Consider the following 14,017-nt stretch of genomic DNA (forward strand, 5'->3'; position numbering starts at 1 on the left):
GATGAACGGCAAGGAAACGCAGGGCATGAACGGAGTGCTGACCCTCGAGCTGCGGAACCTGGACGGCTCGCTGATGGAACGCCGCCGGGTCCCCAACCTCATCACCATCGCCGGCAAGCAATTGGTGGCCGAGCTGCTCATGGGCCGCGTCAACGCGCTGCCCACGCGCTGGTCCATCGTCGTGGGCACCGGCATCAACACGCCCATCCCCGCGGACATCCAGCTGGGCACCAAGGTGGATGAAGCCATCGACCCCGCGCCCAAGGTGGAGGTCATCACCCTGAGCGACAACTCCAGCCTGGTGCGCGCCACCGTGACGGCCACCCTGCCCCCGCTCGGGCAGTCCACGGTGCAGCCCCTCACCGAGGCCGGCATCCAGATTCTCCAGGGGGCCGCCACGCCCATCCTCTTCAACCGGGTCCGCTTCGAGGAGGTCAACCGCGGGCCCAACATGGAAATGAAGATGACGTGGGAGATCTCCTTTTGAGCCTCTACCCTCCCGACAAGAACACCTTCAGCGCCATCGTCGAGAGGCTGCTGGGGAACCTGGGTCCAGGCATGGACCCCAACGCAGGTGGCATGGCCCGCACCCTGGCGGAAGCCTACGCACGCGAGATGGCGACGTTCTACGCCATGATGGAGCTCTCCCACCGCGCGGGATATCTCGACACCGCCGAGGGTGCCTCCCTGGACAACGTGGTGGCCGTCCTGGGCCTCAAGCGCGCCCGCGCCGGCCGGCTCATGGGCGAGGTGGAGCTCAGCCGCGCCACGCCCGCCCCCGATGACATCGGCATCCCCGCGGGGCGGCAGGTCACCGGCCTCGGCGCGGACGGCAAGCCCCTGCCGCTCTTCGAGACGATGGAGGACGCCACCCTCGTCAAGGGCGACACCCGCGTCATCATCCCCGTGCAGGAGGTCCAGGACGAGGACTCGCCGGAGCGCGAGGCCCCGCCCGCCATCGACCCCGCCCGCCTCACGCTGATGCCTCGGCCCATCCTGGGCATCGAGGCCGTCACCAACCCCGCGCCGCTGCGCCGGGGCTCGGACAACGAGACGGATGAGAACCTCCGCGCCCGCGCACGCACCGCGCTGCGCGACGGCGAGAAGGGCACGCTGGAGTCCATCGCCGCCGCCGTGCACCAGCAAGGCGTGCAGCAGGTCACCGTGCGCGAGCCCGCGGACGCGCCGCCCGGCGTCGTGGACGTCCTCGTGGGTGACACCGACTTCGAGTCCGATGTCGAAGGCGTCTCCCGCGTCGAGGCCGCCATCCGCGAGACGAAGGCCGCCGGCATCCGCGTCCGGCTCCGCTACGCGCGCACCATCTTCTTCCAGGTGGACTTCCGGGTGGAGCCCACCCGCGATGACATGGACGAGGTGACGTTCGACCGGCTGCGCCGGGACCTCCAGCAGGCGCTCGCGCAGAACATGCGCGAGCTGCCCGTGGGCAGCCCCGTCATCCGGCGCAAGCTGGAGGCCGTGCTCTTCGGCAACCCGGCCGTGCGCCGCGTGAGCGACCTGAGCGTGGAGACGTATGTCTGGGGCCTGGTGGGCACCCCGCCCACGACGAAGGCCCTGGTGCTCGAGTCGCACAGCCGCGTGTACGGCGCCAACCGCGACTGGAAGATGGAGCCCCTGGAGGCGGGGCGCATCGACCTGGAGATGCTGCCTCCGCGCATCACCCGGCTGCGCACGCCCATGTGGCGGCTGGACCTGGTCGTGTCGCTCACCGGCGGCGAGGCACGCACGCCCGAGCAGGTGCGCGAGGCGCTGCGCGGCGCGCTGGACGTCTTCGCCGCGCGGCTCTCCGAGGAGGCGCAGATGGGACGCGAGGCGCGCCTCACGTGGGACTCCTTGCAGCAGGCCCTGAAGTCCCAGGCCCGCATCGAGGCCCTGCTGGGCTGCGACGTCACGCGCGAGACAGGCATCACCGTGTCCCTGGTCGCGCCCAGCACGCCCGGCCTGGCCATTCCGGACCAGGTCACCGAGTTGCTGGTGAAGGCCGATGTGCGGCTGGAGTTCGGCGGCGCCGAGCTGGTGGGGGTTGGATGAGCGCGGACCAACGCAGACGCCGCATGGTGGGGTACCTGCCGCCCGTTCTTCAGTCCGGCGCGAAGATTCACCGCTTCTTCGACTCGCTCGCCCAGGAGTTGGAGACGATGGAGGGGGGCCTCACCCGGCTGATGCGTTCGCGCTGGTACTCACTCGCGCGAGGCTTCGCGGTCGACGCGACGCTGCTCAACAAGGCGGACTCGGAGCTGGGGCGCATCGCGCTGCTCTACGGCGTGTCGCCGCGCCGGGGCGAGTCCGACGCCTATCTGCGCGAGCGACTGGCGGCCATGGTGGAGCTGCACCGCACCGGCCTGGCCTCCGCGCCCGCGCTGCTCCGCCTCGTCTCCCTCGTCTACATGGCGAAGCAGCCGCCTCGGATTGTCTGGGAGGGGGACACCGCGGTCGGCCTCTTCTCCGTGCCTCGCGCGGACGGCACCTACCGGGACATCCGCATCGAGCTGGCGGACAACCCGGAGATGCCCGCGAGCTCCAGCTTCCGCAACGTCAGCCGGGGCCAGCGCCTGCTCACCACCAACCAGGGGTTGGAGACGGCGCGCGTCGAAATCTCGCTCAAGGCGACGGAGCGGGAGATCGCCGTCCCCATCCTCCGGCATGAGCAGTCCGGACTCGACGTCATCTTCCTGGGCCGCATCCCGCTGGGCTCCACCTTGCTGTTGCGCGACGGACGTCCGCCCATCCTCGATGGCCGCCCGGTGGACACGCCCATCATCCTGGCCCACCCCACCCGCTTCGCCGGTCCGAACGACGTGGGGGTGATGGCGCGCTTCGACATGCCGGAGGCGCGCTTCTCCGTGTTCAAGGAGGACCTCCACCTCCCGGAGCTGCCTCCTGGCGAAAGCCACTGGACCTACGACACGCTCGAGCGACCAGAGGTCCGCTCCTACTTGTTCGGGTGGTCCATCGAAAGGCAGCAGGCCGCCGAGGCGCAGGCCCTGCCCGTGCGTGACACCCCCCGCGCGGAGCTGCGCTTCGCGTGGACGGAGATCACCCCCGCCACCTGCACGCTGCGCATCCCCGCCAACCACATCCCGCCGCACCTCCTGGTGCCGAACGAAGAGGGCGTGGTGCCTGGATTGCCAGGGCTGGTGAAGGAGCTGGCGGCGGCCTTGGAGTACGGGCGGTGTGCCGGCGTGCGCACGCGCATCGAGCTCACGCTCCCCATGCCTTCGGAGTCACTGCTCCTCCAGGAGAGGCCGCTCCAGCTCGAGGTCAGCGCCTCCTTCGGCGAAACGCTCCACGCGAGCGATGAGCTGACCTCCTTCGGTTCCCACATCGCGCTGCACGAACAGTTCCCCGAACCCCAGGAGAAGCTCACCTGGGACGGCGTCTTCAACGGTACCCGCTTCGATACCTCGAGGTTCCAGCCATGAGTGACCCCTACTACACCGCGAAATCAGGTGACCCCATCCTGGCGGACACCTGGAACAACATGCAGATCAAGACGCGGGATGAGATTCGTTCTCACACGCACCGCGGCGGGGATGACGGGCAGCCACTCACGGGCGACAGCATCTCGCAGACCGCGTCCCTCAAGGTGAACAAGGTCGAGGCCACGCTCGGGCTGGTGGTGAAGAACATCGACGTCACCAAGTGGATGACCGACACGGAGGCCAACAAGCTGTCGGTCACGGGCGGAGAAATCAGCGGCTCGCTCTTCGTCAAGGGCTTCGTGGGAGTCGGGACGGCTCCCGGCACGCGGCGGATGCTGGTCCAGAGCACCGCGGACAACAACGCGGCCGTGGAGATCCGCTCCTCGGGGAGCCAGTCCTTTGGCGTCGGCCTGGTGGTGAAGACCACGGGCGGCACCGATGGCGCCGCCGTCCAGCTTCGCAGCCGCAACAAGAGCTGGGTCCTCAAGGGCGAGCTGGGCGCCACGGCCGAGGGGTTCCAGATCTCCGAGGGCGGCGGTGACGGAGAGAACGGCAGCGGCTACGGCACGCCTCGCCTCCACCTCAAGGCGGGCGGCAGCATGGGCCTCAACACCGCGGACCCGCAAGGCGCGCTGGATGTCCGGCTGTCGTCGGCGGCCGCGGGGTTCGACCGCCTCGTCGTGAACACCACGACGTTGTGGGGCAACGGCCAACCCCAGGTCACCATCGGCGCGGGCGGCGCGGCCGGCTTGATGATCAACAACCCGCACGTCGTCTGGAACAGCACCGACAGCCGCGCCTCCATCCGCTACGGCTTGAGCGGCGGTGTCGCCACCGGCCTCATGTGGGACGTGGGCGCGCGCGCGAACAACGCGTTCTCCTTCATGGTGAACAACAGCCACTCCATGTGGATGGGCGCGGACGGGAGCGTCGGTATCGGCACGGCGACGCCGGGCGTCCGGCTGGATGTGCAGGGCGGCAGCCTCCGCGTCAGCGGCGCCATCATGCCCTCCATCGGCAACGCCCCGGGCAATGGCATCCAGTTCCCGCTGGATGCGTTCGGCGGCACCGGCGACTCCGCGAGCATCCGCTACTACCGCGCACCCAATCCCCTGCCCGGTGAGGAGGAGAACGGGAAGCTGGTCATCTCCTGCGAGAACGAGCCGGGTGACTCCATCATCCTCAACCAGGGCGGCGCGGACCGGATGACGCTGGTCAACGCCAACGTCGGCATCGGGACCTCGCGCCCCGGCACGCCGCTGCACATCGCCCAGCGAGAGGCCAACCTGGGCATCCGACTCACGGAGCACGTCTCCGGACGGTTCGTCGATATCGCCTACACGGGAACGGGCATCCTCCAGTTCGCGCACAGCAACGGCGCGGGCCAGAGCCTGATGCCCAACGGGCAGTGGCTTCAGCTGTCCGACGCGGGGCTGAAGCAGAACATCGAGTCGCTCGAGGGAGTCCTCCCTCGGGTGCTCGCGCTGCGCCCCGTGAGCTACGAGATGAAGGCCACGGGTCACCCGCAGCTGGGCCTGGTCGCGCAAGAGGTGGAGCCGCTCTTCCCCGAGCTCGTGGCGGACTCGCCCCGGACGAAGGACAACGGCGAGCCCTTCAAGGGCCTCACCTACGAGTCCTTCAGCGTGCTCGCCATCGCGGCCCTCAAGGAGCTCAAGCAGCAGTACGACGAGCGCATCGCGGCGCTGGAGCAGCGCCTCCAGGAGCAGGAGCGGAAGTCATGAAGGACGTCATCGAGAAGCGCCTCGCCGACCTCAAGTCCGAGCACGAGGCGGGACAGAAGATGCTCGCGGAGCTCGACGCCCGGCGCGCGCAGCTGGTGCAGACGATGCTGCGCATCGAGGGCGCCATCGAGGTGCTCCAGGAGATGCTGCCGTCGAAAGAAGCCCACGCCGCCAACGGAGGGACGCCCTCTCCATGAGTGAGACGCGCATCGCCGCCACGCTGACCTATACGGGGACGGCCACACCGCCATCGTCCGCCCAGGTGCCCGTGGATGCCTCGGGCCTCGTCGTCGCCCTGGCCGTCCCGGAGGGCGTGTCGCTGGTGCGCGCGGCGCTCAAGGTCCGCGCTCCAGCGGACGACGTGATGTTGAACCTGGTCCCCGCCTCCACGCTGGCCACCAGCGACGGGCAGACGACCCTGGACCCGGCCAAGCCCGTCACCTGGCTGAGCCTGGACTGGGGCGTCCGCCGCCCGCTCTCCTCCGTGGAGCTGAAGCTCGCCACCACCAACCCCGTGCAGACCGCGAAGAAGGGGCGCTTGAGCGTCGCGGAGGGAGGCTCCTGGTATCCCCCGACGCCCTCCGACACGGTGGCGACGAACGCCGTGGAAGTCCTCCCCGGCATCCTCGCGGGCCGCCTCCTGGTGGAGTTCGTGGAGGCCAGCGCGGCGCCGCCTCCCGTCGGCACGCCCAAGACGCTGTCGGCCACCCAGCTCCAGAGCATCACCCTGCGCGCGCCCGCTCGGCCTCCCGACCTCACCGCCTTCGTCGGCGATGGCGCGGGCACGCTCTTCTTCCACCACTCCGTGCCCATGCTCCCGCGACAGGAATTGGTGATGGAGGACGCGCTCACCGACGCACTCCAAAGGACCTGGCCCGCGAAGCTCGCGTCCGGCACCGTGGCCATTGCCCTGCGCGCCTCGGGGCTCGGCATGTTCGACCGCGTGCAGCTCGTGCTCGACACGCTCGACATCCTCGAGCACTGGAGCGCGGGCACCCGCACGCAGACGCTCGCGGTGGGCACGGACGGGATGGCGACCGCGCAGGTCTCCGTTCCCAAGGACCGGCCCCTGTCCGAGGTGCGCTTCCAGGTCCGGCACCAGTTGCACCACGAGAGCCTGCCCCTCCTGCCGCGTCCGCCAGGGCAGCCCGCGCTCGCGCACCACTGCGGCTCGGGCATCGCCGCCGCGCAGGCCTTCACGTCCCAGGGCACCGTGGGGCCGCTCGCCGCGCTGGACCTCCACCTGCGCCCGCTCACCCGGAAGGTGGAGGGTCTCCTCACGCTCCATGCCGATGTGCATGGCAGGCCGGACGAGGCGCCCCTGCCCACCGGCCCGCTGCCCTTCCTGCTCCAGGAGGACGGCACCGCGCCCTGGTCCGCGCGCTGGGTCTCCTTCACGCCCGAGAAGCCGCTCGCGCTCGGCGCGGGGACGTGGTGGGCGGTCCTCTCCACGACGGCGGGTGACGTCCTCTGGAGCCTCATGGACGCCGTGAGCGACGCCAGCACGGTGACTCCCGGCGCCACCCTGCACCGCACCGGGGCCCTGAGCCCGTGGCTCCCTCACGAGGGCACGCTTCCCGGCACGGACGTGAATCCCCAGACGCTGTGGGCCTGCTCGCGCCCGAGGCTTCGCCCCATCGCGTCCGAGCCTCCGCCGCGCCCTCGGCTCCAGCTGCGCTGGGGAGCGAAGACGCTGGACGTCACACCCGACGAGGACGGCATCGTGGCCCTGGATGCCCAGGCGCTGGCCCCGCTCACGCCGCCCGGTGGCACCGGAAGCCCTCCGCCGCTGGAAGTCCTCGTGCGCTCCGCCGCGGCCGGAGACATCACCTTGTCCGAGCTCCACGTGGTCATCCCCCGCCGGGAGACCTACGCGCTCTTCCCTCACTCGTGAGGCCCCTTCGCCATGCTCCTCGCCGTCGAGTCCTACTTCCACGATGCGCTCCGCCCCGCCGTCCCCGAAACGGTGGACGTGGCGACCGGGCCTTCACAGGGCCCCGCCGCCGAGGTGGAGGCGCTCGTGGAGGTCTGCGCCTCGAGCTTCAAGCTGGCGCTCCCGGAAGGTGACGACCTCACGGCGCAGCGGCAGCCCTCCTACTTCGCGCAAGTCCACCGCTGGCCCGGCAACGGGACGACGCGAGACTTCACGCTCCCGGCCAATGCCCAAGGTCAGGTCGCGGAGGTGGAGTCACCGCCGGGACGGCCCTTGCGCCGCGGGGATGACTACACCCTGGAGGGCACGACGCTGCGGCTCTATCGCGCCCCCATGACGGCCGACGAGGCCGTGGTCGCCTTCCTCCGGGGCGAGCGCGCGGAGGGATTCCTGGAGCGGCGGCGCTGCGAGCTGAAGCTGACGGTCCGCGCGTGGGTGAAGGCGCCGGGCAACGCCGCGCCCCTGCTGTCACGGGCGCTGGCCGCCGCGCTGGCCGCGTCCTCGGACCTGGGGAATCTGGAGGACGAGGACACCTTCCCCGAGGAGTCGGGCGTCCGCATGCGCCTGCTCCAACCCGCCGCCACCCTGCTCGGGGTCACGCGCACGCTGGAGGCCGTGGGCACCACCTTCTTCAGCCGCGCCCAGGCGAGCTTCCTCATCCGCGGCGAATGCGAGCAGCTCATCTCCCTGGGCACGCCCGAGCCCGTGGGCATCATCCGAGAAGTGCGCCGCGACACGTAGTGCCCGGCCGCGCGAGCCGCCTCTCTTCCATGGTGGGAAACCGCTATGTGATTGCGGCTCGCGCTTCCCGCGGAGAGCCATTGCCCCTGACACCCCGAGCAATGGCCCCACACGCATAGTCCGCATCAAGCCGGGATTCAGGACACTCCCGCGACGCGCGAAAAATCCAACGCGACATTCAACGCACCGCTCCGTTCCCTTGCTGCACGGGGCGACTTGCTTGCGTCTTGAAGGTCACCTCGCGCCGTTCCGGTCCTGAATCGGAACGCGATTGCATCTGCATCTCGCATACGTGTACTTCCAGGACACCTGGGAGTTCCTGACTGATGGCACACATGCGTGCCCAATCTCTACTCATGGGAGAAATCATGTCGTCCCGTTTCCAAGGTTCTTCGACTGTGAATGGTTTGCGCTGGGGAGCGGTGCTGCTCGCGGGTCTGGTGGGCTGTGCTCCGACGACGAAGGAGCAGGCGCCGGAGCAGCAGGCGGTGAGCGAGGCGGAGGCTCAGGCGAAGCTGCTGACGCCGCCCGCGGGGTGTACGGAAATCACGATGGGTGAGCTGCGCAATGGCATCCAGCTCACGCCCGTGCGCTACGGGCAGCAGCCGATGTACCGCGGCACGTTCAACAGCTTTGGCGACCCGAACGCGGTGGACACCGCGCGCATCCGGCTGGATGTGAACACGGCGCCGGGCCTGTATGACCTGGCCGCCGAGGGAGCCAGCACCTACACCTGCGACCAGTGTGTCTATGGCTACCAGGACGTCGGGGCGCCCACGGAGAAGTTCCTGGTGGCGGAGTCCGGCCAGTTGCTGCTCGCGCTGAAGGTGTCGCCGCAGCAGACGGTGGGCGCGCTGGTGAACGTGGTGCTGCGCGAGTCCGTGGACGCGCCGCCGCTGAACGCGCCGTACTGGGGCAGCGCGGTGGTGCCGGGCGGCGAGTGCAAGTGGATCCGCTTCGCGACGTGGAACACGGTGCGCCCCGGCGGGTGTGATCCTCGCCAGGGCTCGCTGACGGCGAACCTGCCGGACACCACCTGCGTCGCCGACGACTACGCGGCCAGCGACGGGACGCTGGAGCGCTCGGAGGGCACCAAGACGCAGGGCGCCGCCTGCACCGTGACGGCCGCGACGAGCGAGTACGACCTGGCGACGACGGACTGTGAGCAGGGCTTCGCCTGCACGGACCTGCTCTCCGACAACGCCCAGTGCCTCAAGGCGTGTGACTACATGGCGGCGAACCCGGGCTGCCCGACGGGCACGGTGTGCGGCGTGTACGGCCTCTGCATCGAGCAGTCCGTGCTGGAGCCCATCGGCTTCGCGTTCGACCCGGCGCTGATTGGCCAGGAGTGCAGCGTGGGCTTCGCCGAGTTCTGCGGCACCGAGGGCGCGCGAGGCGTCTGCGTGGACCTGAAGCGCACGGGCAAGGGCGTGTGCCACCGCTACGCGCGCGCTCGCAGCGAGTGCGGCCCCGGTGAGGAGCTGGGCTACATGAACTACCCGCTGGCGGGTGGCGGCTCCGACCTCGGCTACGGCTTCTGCTACCAGGACGGCCTGTAGTCGGTTCGCTGGACTCGCTGCCCGGGCACCCTCCCCCCGGGCGGCGAGGTTGTTTCTTGTCTCAGCGCGCCGCGCGTCCGCCGATTCGCGAGCCCGCGTCCTCCGGCAGCCGATGGAAGAGCGGCCCCGCGAGCGACGACACCACGCCCACCGCGACGAACGGCAGCAGGAAGCGGTCCGGCGTCAGCGGCAGGTCTCCGCTCCCTCTCGCCACATGCAGCATGAGCGCGCCGAAGCTGATGCCCACGCTCAGCGCCATCTGCTGCGTCACCACCGCCAGCGTGGACGCCCGACTCACCGCCTCCGGGGTGATGTCCGCGTACGCCACCGCGTTGATGGCGGTGAACTGCAGTGAGCGCACGAAGCCGCCCACGAACAGCGTCGCGACGATGAGCGGCACGGGCGTCGAGTCCCGGAACAAGGCCGGCAGCGCCGTCATCACCGCCGCGGCCAGGTTGGAGCCGATGAGCGTGGTGCGGAAGCCCACCCGGCGGATGACCCACGGCGCCAGGGGCTTGCACGACATGGCCCCCAGCCCGGTGCCGATGGTCACCAGGCCCGCCTCGAACGGCCCCCACCCCAGGCCCACCTGGAGCATCAAGGGCAGGAGGAACGGCGTGGCTCCCAGGCCCATCCGCACCAATCCACCGCCCACGGTGCTGGCGCGGTAGGTGGCCTGCTTCAAGAGCCTCAGGTCCACCACCGGCCGCTCCGCGCGCAGGGCGTGACGCACGAACCACACCAGCGTGAGGACGGCCACCGTCGCCATGACGAGCTGGAGCGACGCGGGCACCAGCCCCACGCCCACTGTCTCCGCCGTGCCCATCAGCAACGTGATGCAGACTGCGGCGAGCGCGTAGCCCTTCCAGTCGAAGGGACCCGGGTGCGGCTGGGGCAGTTCCGGCACGAAGCGCGCCACCGCGGCCATGCCCAACAGGCCCACGGGGACGTTGATGAAGAATATCCAGGGCCAGTCCGCCACGCCCAGGATGAGCCCGGCCAGCGGCGGCCCCACCAGCGGCCCCACCAGCGCGGGCATGGTGAACCAGCTCAGCGCGGACACCAGCTTCTCGCGAGGCGCCGTGCCCACCACGATGAGCCGGCCCACCGGGGTCATCAGCGCGCCGCCCAGGCCCTGGATCGTGCGGAAGAGGACGAGCTGCGGCAGCGTCCGCGAGAAGCCGCAGAGCACCGAGCTCAGCAGGAACACGCTCATCGCCACCAGGAAGACGCGGCGGGGGCCGAAGCGGTCCGCCACCCAGCCACTCGCGGGCGCCAGCACGGCCAGCGCCAGGATGTAGGACGTCAGCGCGAGCTTGAGGTGGATGGGGTCCGTGCCGAACGCGACGGAGAGCGCGGGCAGCGCGGTGGACAGCGCCGTGGAGTCGACGAACTCCATGAACAGCGCGCTCGCCACCGCGAGGGAGGCGAGCCGCGTGCCGCGCACGGAAGGTGGACCCTGGGGTGATGAGCCTGCGGAGTCGGACACACTTCCTCTATGCACATGGGTCCGGGCGGCTTTCACGCCCAACGGCATGCCGTGCGTGGGGCTCCCTCGCCTGGACTGTCCCCAAGGGAGGGAGGACCCACCGCCTGCCCGCTAGGTGGGCCGCTCCAGCCGGCCGTCCGCGTGACGGGCGAAGCGCCCCTCCTCGCGAGGATGGACCGGGTCATCGCTCTTCCACGGCCACCCGCCGAACTGGGTGCGCTGGTAGTCGTTGAACGCCTGCTGGAGCTCCTGGCGCGTGTTCATGACGAAGGGGCCGTGCTGGGCCACCGGCTCATTGATGGGCCGGCCTTGCAGCATCAGCAGCTCCGTCTCGTCGGGGCCGTTCTCCAGCACCGCGTCGACCTCCGGCCTCAGCTGGAGGACATGCGAGGCGGGGATGACACGCCCGCCCACCTTCAGCGAGGAGCCCTTGAAGAAGTACAGGAAGCGGTTGCTGCCCCGCGCGGCGGCGGGGAGCGTCCAGCGCGCGCCGGGCGACAGCTTCAGCGTCCAGATGGCCACGTCGGTGTCCGCGCGCGAGGCCCAGGACTTGGGCGGCGGACGCGGCGCCTTGGCGTCCCCCAGCGAGCCCGCGACGATGGTGACCTCGGTGGTGCGCCCCGCGTCGTCCTTCGCCACGTGCCGGGGGATGTCGCGGTCCCAGAGCATGGAGAAGTGCGGCGTGACGAGCTTGTCCACGCTCGGCAGGTTGAGCCAGATCTGGAACAGCTCCACGGGGTTGGGCTTGTCGGGCTGGAGCAGCGGGAACATCTCCGAGTGCAGCACGCCGCCGCCCGCGGTGAGCCACTGCACGTCCCCGCCGCCGAAGCGCGCCGCCGCGCCCAGCGAGTCCGAGTGGTCCAACAGGCCCTTGCGGACGATGGTCACCGTCTCGAAGCCCCGATGCGGGTGCTGGGGAAAGCCCGGGACGACGCTCCCGTGGTACATGTTCCAGCCGTCGCGCCCGTCGAAGTCCTGGCCTATCTGCCGACCCGTCAGGAGCGAGGGGGCGGGCCCCATCTTCTCGGTGCCCTGGGGGTACCGGTCGTCGTGGTGCACGCAGAACAAGAAGGGGTCGGGCGTGGGCCAGGGCATTCCCTTGAGGGGGCCCAGGCCCATGACGACGGGTTGCTCACTCACCTGTTGCTGACTCATCCCCTGCTCCTCCGATGGCTTCTCGGGGCTGCGCGTGCAGCCCGCCGCCGACGTGGCACCCGCCGCCGCAAGCAACCTCAGCGCATCCCTGCGACTCACTTCATCACTGCTCACGCATCACCTCGCGCCGCCGTTCCGGGCCCCGCGACTCCACGACCCACGGCCAGCACCCATCCTGGCATGTCCCAAGGGCGGGGGCGCGTCCTGTTCGCTCCCCTTACCGCCTGCCTGGACTTGCCGTAGGGTGCGCCCGCCGTGACTTCCTCCGCCCTCCCTTCCGTGTCCCAGGACCGCGTGCGCGCCATCGACTGGCTGCGCGGCATCGCCGTGTTGTTCATGGTGCAGACGCACTCACTGGCGTTGCTCACCCCGGAGCTGCGCAAGAGCCTCTGGGTGGGCCGCCTGCTCAAGGTCGACGGCCTGGTCGCCCCCGCGTTCATCTTCTCCGCGGGCTTCGCGCTGGCCCTCGTCATGGTGCGCAGCGCCGCCACGGGAAAGCTCCGCGAGCGGGTGCCCCGCAACTTCCGCCGCACCTGTGAAGTGCTCCTCGTCGCCACCCTGGTCAACTGGGCCTGGTTCCCCCTGCTGAGCGAGCCCAAGTGGATCCTCCGCATGGACATCCTCCAGTGCGTGGGCCTGTGCCTGATGTTGATGCTGCCCGTGGCCGCGGCGCTCGCCTCGCGTCCTCGCGTGCTGGCGGCCGTGGGCCTGGCCCTGGCCCTGGGTGTCTTCGCCGTGGCGCCCTTCGGAGAGCACGTCCCCGAGCCCTGGGCCATGTTCACGAACAAGTCCTCGTTCGCGCCCTTCCCGCTGCTGCCGTGGATCGGCTTCGCCTGGCTGGGCCTCTTCGCGGGGACCCTGGCGGGAGCCTGGGGCCGGCGCGCGCTGACGGTGGCCCTGCTCGCCCTCGTGGCGGTCGGCGCCGTCGCCGCGGCGTCCGGGGACTTCCTCTACTCGCTCTATCCGCAGCACCGCTTCTTCGTCTGCAACCCGTCCAACTCCGCGGCGCGCTTCTCGTGGGTGTGCGCGGTGCTGTTGGGCCTCATGTGGCTGGAGGCGAAGGTGGCCACGGGACAGGAGCCCTCACGGGTGCGGCGGTTCATCGAGGTGTTCGGCACCTCGTCGCTCTCCGCGTACTTCTTCCACGAGATGCTGCTGTTCTACCGGATTGGCGGCGTCTTCTCCTTCCAGCGCTTCTGGGGAGACCGCAGCGGGTGGGTCCAGTACTGGGTCCTCACCGCCGCGCTCATCGTCGCCACGTGGATGTCGTGCCTGGCGTGGGACCGGCTGGAGCACCTCGTGAAGACGGCGCTCCGGAGCGTGGGCAAGCGGCTGCGCCCCGCCCTGTCTCAGTGATTGCCGGCCGAGAGCTTTTCGAACGCGGCGATGATTTCAGGCGGGGCCTGCACCAGCTCGATGAGCACGCCCTCGCCCCCGTAGGGGAACTGCTCGTTGCCCTTGGGGTGCACGAAGCAGATGTCGAAGCCCGCCGCGCCCTTGCGGATGCCACCCGGCGCGAAGCGAAGTCCCTGCTGCTCCAGCCACGCCACGGCGCCCGGGAGGTCATCCACCCACAGGCCCACGTGGTTGAGCGGCGTCTCGTGGACCCGAGGCTTGCCCTCGGGGTTGATGGGCTGCATCAGGTCCACCTCTACCTTGAAGGGCCCCGCACCGGCGGTGACGATGTCCTCGTCCACGTTCTCCCGCTCGCTGCGGTAGGTGCCGTGAGGGGTCAGGCCCAGCAGGTCCACCCAGAGCTTGCGGAGCGGGCCCTTGTCGGCGCCGCCGATGGCGATCTGCTGGATGCCCAGGATTCGGAAGGGTCTTGAAGTCGACATGGGCCGGCACCCTGTCAGACGCCCCCGCGAGGGACAAGGGACTCGGGCCCGGAGAAAATCCATCGGAAAAGACCGTTTCCCCAGGTCGTGCGTATCGAGGCGGCCACCGTCCTCATTCGT

General features: G+C 70.1%; 12 protein-coding genes. 9 read left to right on the plus strand and 3 right to left on the minus strand.

The window, feature by feature from the left end; genetic code table 11:
• The first annotated feature begins 1 nt into the window (after window position 1).
• The 8 genes from MYSTI_RS21715 (at window position 2) to MYSTI_RS21750 (ending at window position 9,415) form a co-directional block, all read left to right on the plus strand.
• Window positions 2-487: a hypothetical protein gene (locus tag MYSTI_RS21715; protein WP_015349941.1), complete on the plus strand. Its 486-nt coding sequence runs from the start codon at window positions 2-4 to the stop codon at window positions 485-487.
• Complete coding sequence (locus MYSTI_RS21720) at window positions 469-2,049, plus strand: baseplate J/gp47 family protein (RefSeq protein WP_233277921.1); 1,581 nt, start codon at window positions 469-471, stop codon at window positions 2,047-2,049. Before MYSTI_RS21715 ends, MYSTI_RS21720 begins: the two co-directional genes overlap by 19 nt.
• Window positions 2,046-3,440: a hypothetical protein gene (locus MYSTI_RS21725; protein ID WP_015349943.1), complete on the plus strand. Its 1,395-nt coding sequence runs from the start codon at window positions 2,046-2,048 to the stop codon at window positions 3,438-3,440. Before MYSTI_RS21720 ends, MYSTI_RS21725 begins: the two co-directional genes overlap by 4 nt.
• Window positions 3,437-5,182, plus strand: coding sequence for a tail fiber domain-containing protein (locus tag MYSTI_RS21730; RefSeq protein ID WP_015349944.1), 1,746 nt, complete (start codon window positions 3,437-3,439; stop codon window positions 5,180-5,182). The genes MYSTI_RS21725 and MYSTI_RS21730 overlap by 4 nt, the downstream gene beginning before the upstream one ends.
• Complete coding sequence (locus tag MYSTI_RS21735; RefSeq protein WP_015349945.1) at window positions 5,179-5,379, plus strand: hypothetical protein; 201 nt, start codon at window positions 5,179-5,181, stop codon at window positions 5,377-5,379. The genes MYSTI_RS21730 and MYSTI_RS21735 overlap by 4 nt, the downstream gene beginning before the upstream one ends.
• The gene (locus MYSTI_RS21740; protein ID WP_015349946.1) at window positions 5,376-7,076 is read left to right on the plus strand and encodes a hypothetical protein; all 1,701 of its coding nucleotides are present in this window, start codon (window positions 5,376-5,378) and stop codon (window positions 7,074-7,076) included. The genes MYSTI_RS21735 and MYSTI_RS21740 overlap by 4 nt, the downstream gene beginning before the upstream one ends.
• A gap of 12 nt (window positions 7,077-7,088) precedes the next feature.
• Entirely contained in the window at window positions 7,089-7,856 is a 768-nt protein-coding gene (locus tag MYSTI_RS21745) for a hypothetical protein (RefSeq protein ID WP_015349947.1), read from the plus strand.
• Window positions 7,857-8,224: 368 nt separating this feature from the next.
• Window positions 8,225-9,415 carry a hypothetical protein gene (locus tag MYSTI_RS21750; protein WP_015349948.1) on the plus strand — a complete coding sequence of 397 codons (1,191 nt, stop codon included), beginning with the start codon at window positions 8,225-8,227 and terminating at the stop codon, window positions 9,413-9,415.
• A 61-nt stretch (window positions 9,416-9,476) separates the two neighbouring features.
• On the opposite strand, the gene MYSTI_RS21755 is transcribed toward MYSTI_RS21750, so the two are convergent.
• Both MYSTI_RS21755 and MYSTI_RS21760 read right to left on the minus strand, forming a co-directional pair.
• Window positions 9,477-10,832 carry a DHA2 family efflux MFS transporter permease subunit gene (locus MYSTI_RS21755; RefSeq protein ID WP_044900543.1) on the minus strand — a complete coding sequence of 452 codons (1,356 nt, stop codon included), beginning with the start codon at window positions 10,830-10,832 and terminating at the stop codon, window positions 9,477-9,479.
• 183 nt (window positions 10,833-11,015) lie between these two features.
• Window positions 11,016-12,059 carry a pirin family protein gene (locus MYSTI_RS21760; RefSeq protein WP_015349950.1) on the minus strand — a complete coding sequence of 348 codons (1,044 nt, stop codon included), beginning with the start codon at window positions 12,057-12,059 and terminating at the stop codon, window positions 11,016-11,018.
• Window positions 12,060-12,314: 255 nt separating this feature from the next.
• On the opposite strand from MYSTI_RS21760, the gene MYSTI_RS21765 reads away from it, so the two are divergent.
• Window positions 12,315-13,415 carry a heparan-alpha-glucosaminide N-acetyltransferase domain-containing protein gene (locus tag MYSTI_RS21765; protein WP_015349951.1) on the plus strand — a complete coding sequence of 367 codons (1,101 nt, stop codon included), beginning with the start codon at window positions 12,315-12,317 and terminating at the stop codon, window positions 13,413-13,415.
• On the opposite strand, the gene MYSTI_RS21770 is transcribed toward MYSTI_RS21765, so the two are convergent.
• The gene (locus tag MYSTI_RS21770) at window positions 13,409-13,897 is read right to left on the minus strand and encodes a VOC family protein (protein ID WP_015349952.1); all 489 of its coding nucleotides are present in this window, start codon (window positions 13,895-13,897) and stop codon (window positions 13,409-13,411) included. The two genes, MYSTI_RS21765 and MYSTI_RS21770, sit on opposite strands and share 7 nt — an antisense overlap.
• Window positions 13,898-14,017 lie beyond the last annotated feature (120 nt).

It is taken from the genome of Myxococcus stipitatus DSM 14675 (genome assembly GCF_000331735.1).
GTDB classification, from domain to species: domain Bacteria; phylum Myxococcota; class Myxococcia; order Myxococcales; family Myxococcaceae; genus Myxococcus; species Myxococcus stipitatus.

Coding starts and splice junctions, on each gene's coding strand:
- MYSTI_RS21735 (WP_015349945.1), top strand. CDS start 5,179: ATGAAGGACGTCATCGAGAAGCGCCTCGCCGACCTCAAGTCCGAGCAC.
- MYSTI_RS21745 (WP_015349947.1), top strand. CDS start 7,089: ATGCTCCTCGCCGTCGAGTCCTACTTCCACGATGCGCTCCGCCCCGCC.
- MYSTI_RS21715 (WP_015349941.1), top strand. CDS start 2: ATGAACGGCAAGGAAACGCAGGGCATGAACGGAGTGCTGACCCTCGAG.
- MYSTI_RS21725 (WP_015349943.1), top strand. CDS start 2,046: ATGAGCGCGGACCAACGCAGACGCCGCATGGTGGGGTACCTGCCGCCC.
- MYSTI_RS21750 (WP_015349948.1), top strand. CDS start 8,225: ATGTCGTCCCGTTTCCAAGGTTCTTCGACTGTGAATGGTTTGCGCTGG.
- MYSTI_RS21760 (WP_015349950.1), bottom strand. CDS start 12,059: ATGAGTCAGCAACAGGTGAGTGAGCAACCCGTCGTCATGGGCCTGGGC.
- MYSTI_RS21770 (WP_015349952.1), bottom strand. CDS start 13,897: ATGTCGACTTCAAGACCCTTCCGAATCCTGGGCATCCAGCAGATCGCC.
- MYSTI_RS21740 (WP_015349946.1), top strand. CDS start 5,376: ATGAGTGAGACGCGCATCGCCGCCACGCTGACCTATACGGGGACGGCC.
- MYSTI_RS21730 (WP_015349944.1), top strand. CDS start 3,437: ATGAGTGACCCCTACTACACCGCGAAATCAGGTGACCCCATCCTGGCG.